This is a genomic window from Pollutimonas subterranea (assembly GCF_002849655.1).
GTDB classification, from domain to species: Bacteria; Pseudomonadota; Gammaproteobacteria; order Burkholderiales; family Burkholderiaceae_B; genus Pollutimonas; species Pollutimonas subterranea.
Map to the genome: position 1 here is coordinate 124,292 of NZ_PDNW01000004.1, position 16,373 is coordinate 140,664.

The window sequence follows — 16,373 nt, forward strand, 5'->3', positions numbered from 1 at the left end:
AAGAGGAGCGTGTCCCATGTTCAAGAAAGCCAGCAAGTACACCCTGATAGCCACACTATGCGTGGCTCCCGCCGCCGTACTGGCTGCTTACCCGGAAAAACCCGTGCAGTTCATCGTGCCATATGCACCCGGGGGCACCACCGATTTGATCGCGCGCATCGTCGCCCCCAGGCTGGGCGAAGCGCTTGGGCAGCCTGTCGTCATCATCAATAAGCCAGGAGCGGGCGGTGCCCTGGGCAGCGCGCATGCAGCTAGAGAAAGGCCCGACGGGTACACCATAGTCATGGCCGTGGAAAGCTCACATGCGGTGAATCCAAGCGTACAAAAAGACCCCAGCTACAACCCGTCGAAAGATTTCGCACCCATCAGCAATCTGGCCAATGTGCTCGGCGTATTGGACGTAAACGCCGACTCCGACATCAAGACATTCGACCAGCTGATCGCCGCGCTCAAAAAGAACCCGGGCGACATGGCGTACGGATCTTCGGGTAACGGCGGCTACAGCCACCTGTTTGGCCAGCGTTTCCTGTCGATTACCGGCACCGAAATACTGCACGTGCCGTACAAGGGCCTGGGACCAGCCATGATCGACTTGTTGGCGGGCCAGATACAAGTGGTGTTCGACAACCTGCCTTCGTCCGCTGGCCAAATCCAGGCCGGTAAAGTACGTGCGTTGGCGGTGGCTGCACCGGAACGGGTCAAGAGCATGCCCGATGTGCCCACCTATGCGGAAGTGGGCTACCCGCAGATGAATACTCCATCCTGGTTCGGATTGGCCGCACCGGCCAATGTACCCGAGGACGTCCTGGAAACACTGAATCTGGCCGTCAAGAAGGTGTTGCAGGATCCTGAGGTCATCGCACAAATCGAAAAGCAAGGTGCGGTGCCCGACTACACGACGCGCGGTGAATTTGCCGACATGATCAAGTCGTCCAACGAACAATGGCAAGAGGTCGTCAAGGCTATCGGCTTCGAGAAGTTGTAAGCATACGCAGCCCTTAAACCGAACCGGGAAACAGGAATGGAATACGAAAACACACACGCCACGCTTGCCGTTGCTCCCAACGGCGTCGGCACACTGACAATCTGCAATGCGGGTAGCTTGAATATTCTGGGTACGCCCGTTATTGAAGGCTTGCTGGCAGCCCTTGAGCATGTTGCACGCACGCCCGCTGTTCGTGTGCTGATCATGCGCGGTCATGGCGACAAGGCGTTCGTGGCCGGCGCGGACATCAAGGAAATGGCCAAACTTGATCAGCAAAGCGCAGCGGTCTTTATCGAAAAGTTGCGTCAGCTGTGCGAAGGTGTGCGCCTGCTATCCATTCCCGTTATTGCACGGATACCCGGCTGGACGCTGGGAGGGGGACTGGAATTCGCGCTAGCGTGTGACCTGCGCATTGGGTCCACAGCCGCTCGGCTTGGGATGCCGGAAGTACAGGTCGGCATCCCGTCCATCATTCATGCCGCTCTCATGCCTCGCCTCATCGGAAAGGCGCGAAGCTCATGGATGTTATTGACGGGCGAAGTGGCGGACGCCCAGCAAGGGCTGGCCTGGGGCCTGCTCGACCGCGTCGTCGAACCGGACCACCTGGATACGGAAATCACGCGCGTGGCCGATGGCCTCGCCCAGCTGGGCACCCAGGTACTGGCGCAGCAGAAGCGCCTGTTGCGTGAATGGGAAGACGAGCCGCTGGAGGCCTCGATACGTAATGGCGTCAATGAATTCGCCGCGGCATTTACCACCGGAGAGCCACAGCGTTATATGGGCAAATTTGTGGAAGAGAAGGCACGCCGCGCCGCGGCAAAGTAAAGCCAGCTTGTTCCCCGCCATGGCCAGCGTTATGCTGTGGACCCTTTATACGTGATTGCCACGGCGGGTGAACGCATGCGATACGAACTGAAAGACCTGCGCCTGTTCAAGGCCATCGTCGACGCCCAGAATCTCTCGGCGGGTGCATCGGCCATGTACATGACCGCATCGTCGGCCAGCTACCGCCTCAAGAACCTGGAATATGCAGTGGGTAGCGCCCTGTTCGACCGCACGCCCAAAGGCATGATGCTGACGCCAGCGGGTGAGGTTCTGTTGCGCCATACCCGCAGGCTGCTGGTCGACGTAGAGGTCATGCACAATGAGCTATGCGACTACTCACGCAATCTGAAAGGCAGCATTCGACTGCTGGCAAACAGCAGTGCGCTAAACGGTTTCATTATTCCCAGCCTGGCCCGCTTCCTGGTTGCCAACACCAGCATCAATGTGGACCTGCGAGAAAAAGACAGTCTGTCCATCCCCACCATGATCCAGGCCGGCGACGCCGACATAGGTGTGGTGGCGGGTCCTGCCCGGTCGCGGTTTGAAGGATTGCTTTCGGATCTGTATGCCATTGACCGGCTGGTCTGCGTGGTGCCCAATGATCATCCCGTAGTGGGGCATGCCAGCATCAGCCTGCGCGAAATGCTGCAGCACGACGTGGTGAGCGTGGATCGCAAAAGCAGCAACTTTGTATTCCTCGATGCCCAAGCCAAGCGCGACGGCCACGCGTTCAACGCCCGTGTGCATGTTCAGGATTTCTCTTCTGTGCTGTACTTGGTGGAGGCGCGAGTGGGGCTTGCGATCGTGCCACAGAGCGTCGCGCACAACAGAATCATGGCGGGTCGCATACAGTCGGTTCCCATCGCCGAGCCCTGGGCCGTGCGTCATCTTCACCTGCTTATGCAAGGCGACGCTCAACACAAGGGTCAAATACACGAATTCGCACAGATTCTGCTGAATGATCCCGCCGTGGTGGCGGCCCGCGCCTTGGAAATGGATCCGGCCATCTGACGGTACGCCTGCGGGGTATTGCTATATCCATACCCAATTTGCACCGCAACATCAAGCATACGTTATTATCCAGAATGCTTGCATGACTGGCGCTCAAGATGGAAAACCATCGGGGAGTGCGGGCATTTGAAGCCGTGCGCCTGGGCATCCTTTCCTCTGACGGAGAATTGCCATGCCGGATACACCCAATCTCGTTGCCTTTGCTCTCATCTCGTTGGCCATGGTCCTCACCCCTGGGCCAAACATGATTTATTTGATTTCGCGCTCGATCTGCCAAGGGTGGCGTAGCGGGCTGACTTCGCTTGGGGGCATCGCGCTAGGCTTTGTCTTTTACATGGCGTCCGCAGCACTGGGCATCACCACTCTGGTCATGGCGGTTCCCTATGCCTACGATGCACTCCGGTTCGCAGGGGCCCTCTGCTTGTTGTGGCTCGCGTGGAATGCGGTACGCCCCGGCGGCAGCTCGCTTTTCCAGCTACGTGATCTACCCGAAGACAGCCCCCGCAAGCTATTCATGATGGGGTTTTTCACGAATCTCCTGAATCCTAAGATTGCAGTGATGTACCTATCCCTGCTGCCTCAGTTCATCACCCCAGAAAACGGTAGCGTCCTTATGCAGTCGCTCGTCCTGGGTTCCACCCAAATTGCTATCAGCATCAGCGTGAACACGGTGATTGCCATTGCAGCGGGTTCTATCGCCGGCTTCCTGATCCGCCGTCCGGGATGGATGTTCGTTCAGCGCTGGTTGATGGGTACCGTTCTGGCGGGTCTCGCCGTCAAAATGATGACGGAAGGCCGGCGCTAACAAGCAAAGTCCCTGGTGCGACGCGCTTTGTCCCGTAAAACACTGGAATAGGCGGCTGCTACACTCCCCCTGCCCGACAGGGCATCGTTGCAGCTTTCTATCTCGGAGTTTTTCAGCATGGCCAGCACTTTGGCGATTGTCGTTTCCCTGTTATTACTGATGTACCTGGCCTATCGAGGCATTACCGTACTGCTTCTGGCGCCACTGATGGCCGCATTGGCGGTTCTGCTCTCCGGTGACATTGGCATCTACCTGCCCACCTATACCGATACATTCATGAAGGCACTGGGCAATTATGTGATCCAGTTCCTGCCCATCTTCCTGCTTGGTGCGCTGTTCGGCCAGTTGATGGCGGACTCCGGCGCCGCCCACACAATTTCGCGCTGGATCGTCGACAAACTTGGCGATAAGCATGCCATCGTCACGGTTGTGCTGGCTTGCGGGATCCTTACCTATGGGGGCGTATCGCTTTTCGTCGTCGCGTTTGCCATCTACCCTATCGCCAAGGATCTTTTCCGCACCGCCGACATTCCGAAACGACTGGTGCCGGCCACCATTGCGCTCGGTTCCTTCACCTTCACCATGACGGCCTTGCCCGGCACACCCGCCATCCAGAACGCCATCCCCATTCCCTATTACGGCACCAACGTCTTTGCGGCGCCTGGTCTGGGGCTCATTGGAGCCGCCATCATGCTGTTCGGAGGCCTGTGGTGGCTGCGCAGCCGCGCGAACAGCGCCCGCCTGGCTGGCGAAGGCTATGGTCAGCATGAAGATGATGGGGATGATGCCGCAAGCGGAGACCTGGATCGTGGCGCGCTGTCGCACATGCCGCTAGCCTTGGCCGTGCTGCCGCTCATTCTTGTCATTGGTGTGAACGCGCTCTTCACCTATGTGGTGTTTCCGCGCATGGACATGAGCTTTGTGACGGACCATTTTCCGCATATAACGCCGGCCAAGGTGATCGGACTGTGGGCCCTTATCATTGCCCTTACCGTGGCGTGTGCAACACTCATCGTGTCGCGCCTGGGTCACTGGACCGATTTGCGCGGAACCGTCAACAAGGGCGTGTATGGTTTCATGCTGCCGCTGTTCAACACGGCCTCCGAGGTTGGCTACGGTGCCGTTATCGCGGGTCTGGCGGGCTTTGCCATCATTCGCGATGCCGTACTGAACGTGACTCCTGGCAATCCGCTGATATCCGAAGCCATTGCCATGAACGTATTGGCAGGAATTACCGGCTCGTCGTCCGGGGGTTTGAGCATTGCGCTGCAGACGCTGGGTCCGGATTATCTGCGCATGGCGGAAGCGGCCGGTATCGATCCCGCGCTGATGCACCGCGTGGCCGTGATGGCCGCCGGGGGCTTTGACACCTTGCCGCATTGTGGTGCCATCATCACGCTGCTGGCTATCTGCAAGCTTACCCACCGTCAGTCCTACCTGAACATTGCCGCGGTAACGATGGCCGTCCCAATGGTTGCACTGATCACGGTCATTACGCTCGGTACGATTTTCGGCAGCTTCTGACGCAAGCCGCCAGCCGGCGCGCGTATCGCCACAGGAATGCAACTTGCTTGCCGCCTCCAGATTAAGGAGGAACAATCATGCAAGAACACCGCAACTCTGTCTCGCGCGTCGCGCTCTGGGCTTTCTGGCTTTATACGCTGCTGCTGATTCTTTTCGGCGCTGCAATGCTGGGGCTCGGCGCCATCCTGATCTTCGAGGGCGGCTCATGGTATTACGCCTTAATGGGCATTGCCACCGTCGCGGCTGGCGTGCTGCTGGCCTTACGCCGCGGTACAGGAGTTCTTGTATTTGGTGTCGCGTCGCTGCTTACCCTGGTTTGGGCCTTATGGGAAGTGGGCCTGGACGGCTGGTCGTTGATACCGCGCCTGGCCTGGATTAGCGGCTTTGGCCTGTTGCTCCTCGCTTTCTGGATCGTGGTGACGCGAACTTTCCGTGGGTTGAGCAAACCGCTATACCTGGCTAGCGCGGGCGTACTGCCGCTGGTAATGATTGCGCTGATGGTGTTTCCGCTGCTTAACCCATCCAATATAGAGCTTGCGGATCCCGCGCTGGCGCAAAATCGCCCCGCAGAACCCTTCAGCAGCGCCACCGTGTCCTCGCCCGACGGCAACGTCGCTGCCAACCATGATGCGAGCAACTGGACCTCGTATGGCGGGTCCAATCTTTCGCATAAATTCAGCCCGAGCGCACAAATTACACCCGACAATGTGCATCAGCTGGAAGAGGCTTGGCACTTTCATACCGGCGACAACAAGCCGGAGGACGCCAAGTATTCATACGCCTTTCAGAACACGCCACTGATGGTGGACGGCACGCTGTACGTGTGTACGCCGAGCCAGATAGTCATTGCAGTCGATGCCGCCAATGGCACGGAAAAGTGGCGGTTCGATCCCGAGGTCGATCGCGAAGCCATGAGCAATATAGCGGCCAGCACCTGCCGCGGCGTCGCCTACTTCCAGGCTGCGGATTCGGCCGCCCAATGCGGCAAGCGCATCATCTGGCCCATGGTCGACGGTCGCATGGGCGCCCTCGATGCCGAAACGGGCGAGCTGTGCACGGATTTTGGTGAACAGGGCTATATCGACTTGAATGAGGGAACCGGCAACGACTTGCCCGGTTTCGTCGCACCGACCTCGCCGCCACTGATCATGCGCGGCGTTGCCATCATCGGCACCGGCCAGGTCCGTGATGGAACGGAAAGGGACGCCCCATCGGGCGTCGTGCGCGGATACGACGCGGTGACGGGTGAACAACGCTGGGCCTGGGACCTGGGCCGCCCGGGCGTCACCACTCCCCCGCCACCGGGTGAAACCTATACGCGCAGCACACCCAATGTATGGTCGCTGCTGGCGGGTGACGACGAGCTGGGCCTGGTCTACCTGCCCACCGGCAACCCGGCCAGTGATTTCTATGGTGCGGACCGGACCGAGCAGGAGGAGGAATACACCGCCTCGCTGGTGGCCCTTGACGCGGCGACCGGCCAGGAGCGCTGGCATTTCCGGACAGTCAATCACGATCTGTGGGACTTCGATCTCAGCCCGCAACCCAACCTGATCGATTTCCCGACCGCCAATGGCACGCGCCCGGCAGTATTGCAGGCCAGCAAGAATGGCCAGGTCTATGTCTTGGACCGGGCCACCGGCGAGCCTATTCTTCCCGTGGTCCAGGCCCCTGTTCCGCAAGGCACGGATACCGATGAATTCACGGCTGCCACGCAGCCTTTGTCGCCCGAAATGCCCAACACGGTCGGTGCGCCGAGCAAGGACATGGAAGTCCTGAAGGCAAGCGATGCCTGGGGCATCACGCCCCTGGACCAACTGCAGTGCCGGATCGAATTCATGCGCCTGCGCTACGACGGTCCATATACACCTCCCACCCTGCAGGGATCGCTCGCATTCGCCGGCAACCATGGCGGCATCAACTGGGGCGGCGTATCGGTTGATATACAGCGCGGTATCCTCATCATGAACAGCAACCGGCTTCCCTATACGGAACAGGTTTATACCCGAGAGAAAATGGATGAACTGGGTGTGGTGTCGGTCTTTCGCGGCAAAAGCGAAACACCGGGATATATGGCTCAAATGGGCTCGAAATACGGCGCCCGCAAAAAACCATGGATGTCCGTGTTGAACACGCCTTGTATCGCACCGCCCTGGGGTTATATATCGGGTACTGACTTGCGCACCAAAGAAGTCATTTGGCGTCGGCCGCTGGGTACGGGCTACGATGCCGGGCCCCTTGGAATCAAATCTCACATCAAGCTTGAAATGGGCACGCCCAATAACAGTGGATCGCTCACGACGGCCGGCGGTCTTGCTTTCGTAGGCGCGGGCCTGGATCAGTTCCTGCGCGGCTTTTCCACCGAGACCGGCGAACTGCTCTGGGAAGTGAGGATACCCGCCGGCGCGCAAGCCAACCCGCTGAGTTACGAAATAAACGGGCGCCAGTACATCGTCGCCGCGATTGGCGGGCACGACCGTATGGAGACCAAACTGGGCGACAGCGTTATTGCGTGGGCTCTGCCGGAAGGAAAGTAATCGAGCCTGAACAGGCGTTGTTGCCAGGGCGGGCCGCTACGGCGGCCCTTGATCATGCACACTGCAGCGGAGGCCTGATGCAAACCGAAAAAGAGAAAATGTTGGGCGGTGAGCTCTACGATGCGTTTGACCCCCAGCTATGCGAAGAGCGCCGGCAACGCCGGATTCTTCTCAAAAGATTGAACGAGGCTTCTGCGGAGGATCTCGAGGCGCGCCCCGAGTTGATCAAGGACCTGATACCCAACTGCGGAGCAAATACCTGGATAGAACCGCCATTCTTCTGCGACTACGGCGGCAATATAACGCTTGGGGACGATGTCTTCTTCAATTTCAATTGCGTGGTCCTGGATGTCGCCCCGATACGCATAGGCGCACGTGTACTCTTCGGGCCAGCGGTGCAGATTTACGCAGCCACGCATCCCATGCGGGCGGCCGACCGAAGGACCGGACTGGAATTGGGCAAGGCCATCGAGATAGGCGACGACGTGTGGGTGGGAGGCGGCGCTGTTATCTGCCCCGGCGTACGCATCGGCGCACGTTCTGTTATCGGCGCAGGCAGTGTCGTCACCAAGGACATACCCGATGATGTATTCGCGGCAGGCAATCCTTGCCGCGTCGTGCGCGAAATCGAAGCTTAAGACGACGGCAAAATACGGTCCGGTGCCCGCCTACGTATAATCGGTGCGACCGTAGTGCTACCTCAACAATTTCAAGTCGACCCAAATGCAACCAGACAACCATCACGTAGTTACAGCGGCCCCGACGACCGGGCACTCCCCGGTCAATGACGAACAGCTGAAGTCTTTCAAGAATTACACCATGATCGTTTATGGTTTGTACGCCTTGGGCTTGTTCCTGGGCGGCGTGCCAACGGTCATCGGCCTGATCGTGGCTTACCTGAAGCGCAAAGAATATTCAGGAACCATCTATGCTGAACACCTAAGTTTCCTGATACGCACCTTCTGGTATGGCGTGCTATGGTCCATCGTCGCCCTGATACTGGCGTTGGTGTACATCGGCTTCATTGTCATGTTCGTCGTCGGCATTTGGTACATCTACCGCATCGTGCGCGGCTTTCTTTACCTTAACGACGGCAAGGGCATCTGGTAATCGACCGGGCAGCGTGCCCGCGGCTAAACACCTGACGCCGATATTGTGTAAAACCTGCCTACCGATCGCTCTTTGGGCACGCCGCTTGATGATGACGTCTTGGCTCATAACGATCGGGACACAGACATGGATTGCGATGTCATCATAGTGGGCGGCAGTTATGCCGGCCTATCGGCTGCCCTGCAGCTTGCGCGTACGCGTCGCAAAGTCTGCGTTATCGACGCCGGACAACGACGGAACCGGTATGCCGAAACCTCCCACGGCTTCCTAACCCATGACGGCCGCTCAGCGGCGGGTATTGCGCAGGAAGCGCGCCGCGAGGTGCTGGCTTACCCGGGCGTTCACTGTGTACAGGCTTGTGCCACACGGGTCGAAGCCCGCAGCGATTCATTCCTCGTCACGGTTGACTCCGGTGAGACCCACGCTGCGCAACGGCTGATACTGGCAATTGGCGTCATCGACCATTTGCCGGACATTCCAGGCCTGCCCGAGCGGTGGGGTAAAAGTGTATTCCACTGTCCTTACTGCCATGGCTACGAACTGGACGAAGGCAATATCGGCGTGCTGGCCACCTCGGAAGGATCCATGCACCACGGCCTGATGGTGCCCGATTGGGGAAAGGTGACGTTCTTCATCAATGAGTCATTCGCGCCGGAACCGGATCAGTTGCGCAAATTGCAAGACCGGGGGGCATCCATAGAGCGAACGCCTATTGCGCGTGTCCTGGGCGAAGAGGCCAATGTCGAATTGACCGATGGCCGTCTCATTGCGCTGAAAGGCCTTTTCACGACGCCACAAACCACGCTCGCCAGTACGCTGGCCGAACAGCTGGGCTGCGACATCGAGGAAGGCAGCTGCGGCCCCTTCATCCGAACTGACCTGTCCAAGGAGACGTCAGTACCGGGAGTATTCGCCTGCGGAGACGCGGCAAGGCCATCGGGTTCCGTGGCCCTGGCGGTAGGCGACGGCGCCCTCGCGGGCGTCGCAACGCACCTGTCATTAGTGTTTGACTAAGGACTGGCTCCCACGCTATCTTCCTGCGTATTCCATCTCCTGCATCACCCAGTCCCGCTGCTTGGCGCCATAGCGCTCGGCAATCTGGCTTAGCGTGCGGTCCAACTGGTTCATGGGCTTGAGCTCCGAAGAAAGGGGCAAGCGGTGCATAGCCTTGTCAGCGGGTCGCGCCACCAGCACCAATCCGCTGCGCAACGTCACCGGACCGGCTGGTGATGCGGCCTGGATGCTGACATGCCCGGTACGCGACCAGGCATCCGCCGCCAGTGCCAAGGCGACATCATCCATGCCATCCTTCACGTCGACGACCCACTCTTCGCCACGCCAGAATGCCGCCTTGTTCATCATGTAGCTCCAGGCGCGCCCTGAATTAAGACCGAAGCGATCACTGTCATGCTCGGGGCCCCATGACTCCACACCTATCTCGGCAGCCAGCGCCTGGGCCTTTTCCTGACCGCCGATTGCCTCGATCAGCGCAAGCGTGACCGGCACCGACGCCGAAATGCCGGTGGTCGTGGCGACGCCGCGGTCGGCCACGTAGCGCTGCTGCGGGACATACGTGACACCCGGGTACTCAAGCAGCGTGCTGCGGTCGTACCAGTGGCCGGTGAAGCGCCGCCCGTCAAGCAGACCGGCCTGCCCTACCACCCGTACGCCGGAACAAACGCCAATGACTATCGCTCCCTGTTTCGCCTGCCCACGAAGCCACGCCGTTACGGCAGGATCATTATCGGGCTCCATCGCCGGCACGATTATGTAGTCGGCACCGCCGGGGTGATCCTGGTCGTAGCGGTGAGTATCTTGTGCGCTTTCAATTTGCAGCGCCGGGGGATACAGATTCACCCGACCGGAATGCGGCGCAACAAGCTGTACATCGGCCACGTCGGCGCGCTTGAGCAGAGCGTGAGGCAGTAGCAGATCCGTCATTTCAGTGCCTTCGTTCAAGGCAAGAATAGCTATCAGCGGCCTGTCTTCCTGCCGGGGCTTGAGCGCGTCAATGAATGCCTGCTTTTGCTGCTGGCTGAATGCATCGCCAGCCCTGGCGGATACCGGCGCGTTTGCTGCAATGCTGGTAAGGCTGAACGCGGCAATGCACACCGCCATAATGGCCCATATCGATCTGAACATGGTCGCCCCTCCATGATCGAAAAGTGGGGATTACCGAAACGCGGCCTCCGCAAGGTTCTGTGCATGCTGGAGATGCTGCTGCAGTGTCTTTAGCGCCTTGCCCGCAAACGCCTTGATCTCATCGTCTTCGGACTTTTCAGACGCTTCCGTGAACAGCGTTACGGCTTGTTTGTGTGCTTCGACGGCCACCTGCTCGACATATCGTTTATCAAAACCGGCACCTGTGTCCTGTTGCAGCGCGTCCAGCGTATCTTGGCGATCTCCCTCAAGGTCTATCGGCAGCTCGATGTTTCGCATCATGGCCAGGCTCTTGAGGTCACCATCGATTTTCTCGTGCTCCACCAGCATCATTCGCGCAAATTCCTTGATGCGCTCTTGGCTTGCTGCCTGTATGGCCAACTGGCTGGCTTGCATCTCAAAGAGGCCGGAGTTCGCCGCTGCCTGGAGGAAGCGTGCGTCCCGCTCGCTAACGCTCGCGGCCTGGGCGTTGACCACGGTCGGCGCAGCCAGGGCCAGCGAGAGAAGTAAGGTTGCAAGGTATTTCACGTTATTCTCCTGAAAACCCAGACAGTCTGGGCATCCACGGCGTGCAGCAAGTGACTTGCCTAGCCTTCATATCTGTTGCAGCATTGCATTTGGTGTCGCGCGCCAGGCTATGTTTGACGGATTAGCGTAGTCGAGAATTTGTAGCGTCCGGCGGGATGATAGGACACTGATACAGCGACGAGCTCGCTGGCCGCATCGCGATACTGCCTGAGAATGAACAGGCCAGGTGAATCGGGCTCGACCTTCAAGAGTTTTGCCACGGATGGGGGCATTGCGCAGGCAGTAATGTCTTGTCCCACCGAGGTAATTCGCCGGCCATACTTTTCTTCAATCAGCTCTGAGATCAGCCGATCCGGAGTCTCTTCAACGACCCTCTTTATCCCGCTGTATTGTGGATCTACATAGACATCGGTCCAAACAATCGGATTCCCATCTTCTCCGTGGCGGGTAGAACTGAACCGGAGCCAGCGCGTTCCTCCCCCAACCCCAAGCACTTGGGCCAAATCAATATCCACGACCACTTGCTTCGCCGCGCGTAGCTGCCTGGGCGTTGTCGCGGCCAAGTAGACGAGATCTTCGAGCGAAGTAAGGGACTGGTTAAACCCGGCACTGGATGTCTTGGCTTCGACTATGGTGCCGCTTCCACGCCGGCGGGAAACCAGCCGCGCTTCCTGCAACTGGCGCAGGGCCGCCCTGACTGTGTGTCGACTGGTATTGAACTCTGCCATCAGATCTTTTTCAGTGGGCATCAGGGAGCCGACGGGATAACGCTCTTCGGCGATGCGGCGCGCCAGAATTTCTGAAACCTTGGTATAGCGGATGGCTGTCATGACATGGATAAGCAATAAGTTCTGCTGATTTTAGCCTGTATGCGAGCTAGAACAACGCTGAATGCCTAAGCCGAAATAGTTAATGAAAGTGCATTGACAAGCAAGTACAGCACACATTAATATGTTCGAACAACTTAATATGGACGAACATTAATCATGCCCATTTCCGTTCTCGAATCAGCGATCTTCAAAGACATGTTCGGCACTCCTGCAATGCGAGCCGTATTCGACGATGCCGCAACTGTACGCCGCTATGTCGAAACCGAGGTCGCCCTGGCTGTGGTGCAGGGAAAGCTGGGCGTTATCCCCGAGGCTGCCGCCCAGGCCATTGCCGCGCGAGCAGACGCGTCCCAGATCGACATGCATATCCTGAAAGAAGAGACCGAGATCGTCGGCTATCCGATTCTGCCGCTCGTCCATCAGCTATCCAAGCTTTGCGGGCCGGAAGGGGAATACCTTCACTGGGGGGCGACAACACAAGACATCATGGACACCGCAACGGTGTTACAGATCCGCGATGCACTGGCCATCATCGAAGCGGACCTGGAAGAGATCGATGGCCTGCTGGTTTCGCTATCGGAACGCTATCGCGATGCCCCGATGGCTGGACGCACGCACCTTCAGCATGCGCTTCCTATCACGTTTGGCTATAAGGCTGCTGTCTGGCTGCTGATGATACGACGCCATCGTGAACGCTTAATGCAATTGAAACCGCGCGTACTGGTCGGCCAATTTGGCGGTGCCGCGGGTACCTTGGCGTCTCTGGGCGATGATGGCCTGGCGGTACACGCCGAACTCATGACAGAACTCAAATTGGGCGCCACACCGGTTACATGGCACGTCGCACGTGATGGGTTGGCAGAAGCCGTCCAGTTCCTCGGACTGGTTACGGCCTCACTGGGGAAAATCGCTGTCGATGTCATGATCATGATGACAAACGAATTCGGCGAAGCCTTCGAACCCTTCGTAAAAGGACGCGGTGCCTCCAGCACAATGCCGCAAAAGCGCAATCCTATTTCATGTGAACTGATGTGGAGCGCATCCAAGACTGTACGTCAACACGCCGGACTCGCGCTGGACTCCATCATGCAGGACTTCGAACGTGCCACCGGCCCGTGGCATATTGAATGGTCCGCCATTCCCGAGGCATTCGTGCTTACTGCCGGGTCATTGCATCAGGCGAAATTCATGCTCGCCGGACTCGAAGTAGACACGCAGCGCATGCGGCGCAATCTCGCCATATCCGGCGGATTGATTGTTGCGGAAGCAGTAATGATGGGACTCGCCCCACACATAGGGCGCCAGACGGCACACGACGTCGTCTACGACGCCTGCCGTAAAGCAGCAACCGAAGGCCGTGCTCTGTCGGAAGTGCTGCACGATGATCCATCGGTTTCATCCAGACTCGACCGCTCCACCATCAATGACTTATGCGATCCCGCGAACTATCTGGGATCAGCTCAGAAAATGGTGGACCGCATGCGTCACTTTGCTTGACTCACTGGGTCACTATCGGCCCGCTAACCACATACGCAGGAGACATCAATGAAAAAATGGATCGCAATTCTCGCTACATCTACACTGCTCAGCCCCATCGCCGCTCATGCGGCCGACGACTATCCTAGTCGTGCAATCACGTGGATCGTACCGTTCTCGGCCGGCGGACCCACAGACTCCATGGCCCGGAACATCGCCAACCGGTTGTCCCAGGAGATAAAGCAAACTATTCTGGTCGAGAACAAGCCGGGCGCAGGTGGCACCATAGGCGCCACAGCAGCAGCCCGCTCCGATCCGGATGGGTATACCTTTTTGGTGGGGCACATCGGCTACATGGCTGCAGCGCCGTCCCTGTATTCGGAGCTTCGCTACGACCCGGTGAAAGACTTCGAGGCTGTATTCCGGTTTCCCGACACGCCGCTGGTACTGTTGGTAGGAGAAAACTCATCCTACAAGACTATCGACGAGCTGGTGGCTTTCGGCAAGGCAAATCCGGAACAGCTCAACTTCAGTAATGCGGGGGTAGGATCGACCTCTCATCTTGTAGCGGCGATGTTTGCCAGCAAGGCAGGGATGAAAATAACTCCGATCGCCTACAAGGGAGCAGGGCCGGCGCTGAACGACCTGATGGGCGGACAGGTAGACGCCATGTTCGACCAAACCAACACGGCGCTTCCACAGACCCGAGGCGGCAAAGTTCGCGCGCTGGGCCTGACGTCGGATAAGCGAATGGACCAGTTCCCGGGCGTTCCCACCATGAAGGAGAAAGCGGTTCCCGGATTCCAGGTATCAACGTGGTACGGTCTGTACGCACCCAAAGGTACTCCATCCAATGTCATCGACACACTGTCGTCGGCTTACCAAACCATGATGCAGGACAAAGCATTTACACAGAAAATGTCCGACCAGGGCATCCTCTTGCTGTCCGATGCAGACTATGCCCCAAAAGCCTTCCAGCAATACACCGCGGATGAAGGCAAGCGTTGGGCACAAGTCATAAAAGAAGCAGGCATCAAACTCAAATAAAGAACTTCGCGATGACGACACGGACAATACGCGCAAACGACGTGGTAGACAGCATTGCAGATGCATTGCAATTCATAAGCTACTACCATCCCGCAGACTTCGTACAGTCACTGAAACAGGCATATGAAGCTGAAACGCATGGCCCTGCCCGCAACGCCTTGCTGCAGATACTGATCAATAGCAAGCTTTGTGCAACGGCCAGGCGTCCGGTGTGCCAGGACACCGGCATCGTGCACGTGTTTTTCCGCTTGGGCATGGACGCACGCATACGCGACGAGCAAAGCGATATCACCCCGAGCCTCCAAAAGCTGGCTAATCAGGCTGTCGCCCGGGCTTACGGCTCGACATCAAATCCCTTGCGGGCGTCCATGATTCAAGACCCTCTTGGTTGCCGGACCAATACACGAGACAACACGCCGGCCATTGTCCATATTGAGATGGTCGAAGGCAATACAGTTGGCATGACCGTCGCCGCGAAAGGAGGTGGTGGCGACGTAAAGGCCCGCTACACCATGCTGAACCCCAGCGACTCCGTCGCCGATTGGGTGGTAGGCCAAATACCTGCGATGGGCGCTGGATGGTGCCCGCCCGGCGTCCTGGGCATTGGTGTTGGAGGCAGCCCGGAACAAGCCATGATCATGGCCAAACACGCATTGTTCTCGCCCATCGACATGCATGTATTACAGAAGCAAGGCCCCCAGAGCCCTGTTGACGAACTGAGGCTCGAGCTCTTCGAACGCATCAATAGCCTCGGAATAGGGGCGCAGGGGCTGGGAGGAAACACCACCGTACTCGATATCAAGATCGAACAGGCCGCATCGCACGCCGCGCTGCTTCCGGTTGCGATAATTCCCAACTGCGCAGCCACACGGTTTATCACCTTCGAACTCGATGGCTCAGGTCCTGCAAAACTGGAGCCGCCCTCACCCTCGCTGTGGTCCGGCATACCGGATTCGCTTCCCGCACTGGAAGGCAAAGCGGTCAACCTAGACACGCTGACGCCTGCGGAAGTAGCCACCTGGAAGGCGGGCGATACGATCTTGCTCTCAGGAACGTTGCTGACGGCGCGGGATGCAGCACATAAGCGCTTAGCCGACTTGCTGGAACGTCAACAACCCTTGCCCGTAAAACTGTGTGGCCGCGCAATCTACTACGTCGGCCCCGTTGATCCAATCGAGGGGGAAGCAGTCGGGCCGGCCGGGCCCACGACTTCCACGCGCATGGACAAGTTCATGCCAGCGTTGCTGGAAAAAACGGGCTTACTCGTAACGATCGGCAAGGCGGAGCGTGGTCCGATAGCCATTTCGGCGATCAAGCAGGCCGGCGCGGCATATTTGATGGCAGTGGGAGGGGCCGCCTATCTTATCTCAAAGGCAGTTCAATCGGCCCGAATAGTCGCCTTCGAAGATCTGGGCATGGAAGCCATATACGAGTTCACGGTACATAACATGCCTGTGGTCGTGGCGGTCGATGCCAATGGCCGGTCGGTGCACAAGACTTTCTTCGCCGAAGTGGATGGCACATGAAAGGCCTGA

General features: G+C 58.4%; 15 protein-coding genes and 1 riboswitch. Of the genes, 12 read left to right on the forward strand and 3 right to left on the reverse strand.

Annotated features, from left to right (window positions below; translation table 11 throughout):
* The first annotated feature begins 16 nt into the window (after nt 1–16).
* From CR159_RS06460 to CR159_RS06500, 9 genes are all read left to right on the forward strand, one after another.
* Complete coding sequence (locus CR159_RS06460) at nt 17–985, forward strand: Bug family tripartite tricarboxylate transporter substrate binding protein (RefSeq protein ID WP_102073189.1); 969 nt, start codon at nt 17–19, stop codon at nt 983–985.
* A gap of 36 nt (nt 986–1,021) precedes the next feature.
* Nucleotides 1,022–1,810, forward strand: a complete 789-nt coding sequence (locus CR159_RS06465) for an enoyl-CoA hydratase (RefSeq protein WP_102073190.1) — start codon at nt 1,022–1,024, stop codon at nt 1,808–1,810.
* Between the two features lie 75 nt (nt 1,811–1,885).
* Nucleotides 1,886–2,821: a LysR family transcriptional regulator gene (locus CR159_RS06470; protein WP_102073358.1), complete on the forward strand. Its 936-nt coding sequence runs from the start codon at nt 1,886–1,888 to the stop codon at nt 2,819–2,821.
* Between the two features lie 72 nt (nt 2,822–2,893).
* A riboswitch (ZMP/ZTP riboswitch) is annotated at nt 2,894–2,974 on the forward strand.
* 19 nt (nt 2,975–2,993) lie between these two features.
* On the forward strand, nt 2,994–3,626 hold the full coding sequence (locus CR159_RS06475) for a LysE family translocator (RefSeq protein WP_102073191.1): 633 nt from the start codon (nt 2,994–2,996) through the stop codon (nt 3,624–3,626).
* Nucleotides 3,627–3,743: 117 nt separating this feature from the next.
* The gene (locus CR159_RS06480) at nt 3,744–5,150 is read left to right on the forward strand and encodes a GntP family permease (protein WP_102073192.1); all 1,407 of its coding nucleotides are present in this window, start codon (nt 3,744–3,746) and stop codon (nt 5,148–5,150) included.
* A gap of 77 nt (nt 5,151–5,227) precedes the next feature.
* Nucleotides 5,228–7,687 carry a membrane-bound PQQ-dependent dehydrogenase, glucose/quinate/shikimate family gene (locus tag CR159_RS06485; protein ID WP_102073193.1) on the forward strand — a complete coding sequence of 820 codons (2,460 nt, stop codon included), beginning with the start codon at nt 5,228–5,230 and terminating at the stop codon, nt 7,685–7,687.
* Nucleotides 7,688–7,764: 77 nt separating this feature from the next.
* Nucleotides 7,765–8,325 (forward strand): sugar O-acetyltransferase, encoded by a 561-nt coding sequence (locus tag CR159_RS06490; RefSeq protein ID WP_102073194.1) that lies wholly within the window; start codon nt 7,765–7,767, stop codon nt 8,323–8,325.
* An 85-nt stretch (nt 8,326–8,410) separates the two neighbouring features.
* On the forward strand, nt 8,411–8,797 hold the full coding sequence (locus tag CR159_RS06495; protein WP_233208198.1) for a DUF4870 family protein: 387 nt from the start codon (nt 8,411–8,413) through the stop codon (nt 8,795–8,797).
* A gap of 126 nt (nt 8,798–8,923) precedes the next feature.
* Nucleotides 8,924–9,811 carry an NAD(P)/FAD-dependent oxidoreductase gene (locus CR159_RS06500; protein WP_102073195.1) on the forward strand — a complete coding sequence of 296 codons (888 nt, stop codon included), beginning with the start codon at nt 8,924–8,926 and terminating at the stop codon, nt 9,809–9,811.
* Nucleotides 9,812–9,826: 15 nt separating this feature from the next.
* Here CR159_RS06500 and CR159_RS06505 read toward each other — a convergent pair whose 3' ends face one another.
* The 3 genes from CR159_RS06505 to CR159_RS06515 all read right to left on the reverse strand — a co-directional run bounded on the left by CR159_RS06505 (nt 9,827) and on the right by CR159_RS06515 (nt 12,330).
* Complete coding sequence (locus CR159_RS06505) at nt 9,827–10,939, reverse strand: DJ-1/PfpI family protein (RefSeq protein ID WP_102073196.1); 1,113 nt, start codon at nt 10,937–10,939, stop codon at nt 9,827–9,829.
* Between the two features lie 30 nt (nt 10,940–10,969).
* Entirely contained in the window at nt 10,970–11,485 is a 516-nt protein-coding gene (locus CR159_RS06510) for a DUF4142 domain-containing protein (RefSeq protein WP_158238513.1), read from the reverse strand.
* Nucleotides 11,486–11,592: 107 nt separating this feature from the next.
* Nucleotides 11,593–12,330, reverse strand: a complete 738-nt coding sequence (locus tag CR159_RS06515) for a GntR family transcriptional regulator (RefSeq protein ID WP_233208199.1) — start codon at nt 12,328–12,330, stop codon at nt 11,593–11,595.
* A gap of 141 nt (nt 12,331–12,471) precedes the next feature.
* Between CR159_RS06515 and CR159_RS06520 the strand changes: the two genes are divergently transcribed.
* The 3 genes from CR159_RS06520 to CR159_RS06530 are packed head-to-tail and all read left to right on the forward strand — an operon-like array spanning nt 12,472 to nt 16,364.
* On the forward strand, nt 12,472–13,812 hold the full coding sequence (locus CR159_RS06520) for a class-II fumarase/aspartase family protein (protein WP_102073199.1): 1,341 nt from the start codon (nt 12,472–12,474) through the stop codon (nt 13,810–13,812).
* A gap of 48 nt (nt 13,813–13,860) precedes the next feature.
* The gene (locus CR159_RS06525) at nt 13,861–14,838 is read left to right on the forward strand and encodes a Bug family tripartite tricarboxylate transporter substrate binding protein (RefSeq protein WP_102073200.1); all 978 of its coding nucleotides are present in this window, start codon (nt 13,861–13,863) and stop codon (nt 14,836–14,838) included.
* A gap of 11 nt (nt 14,839–14,849) precedes the next feature.
* The gene (locus tag CR159_RS06530; protein WP_102073201.1) at nt 14,850–16,364 is read left to right on the forward strand and encodes a fumarate hydratase; all 1,515 of its coding nucleotides are present in this window, start codon (nt 14,850–14,852) and stop codon (nt 16,362–16,364) included.
* Nucleotides 16,365–16,373: the final 9 nt, after the last annotated feature.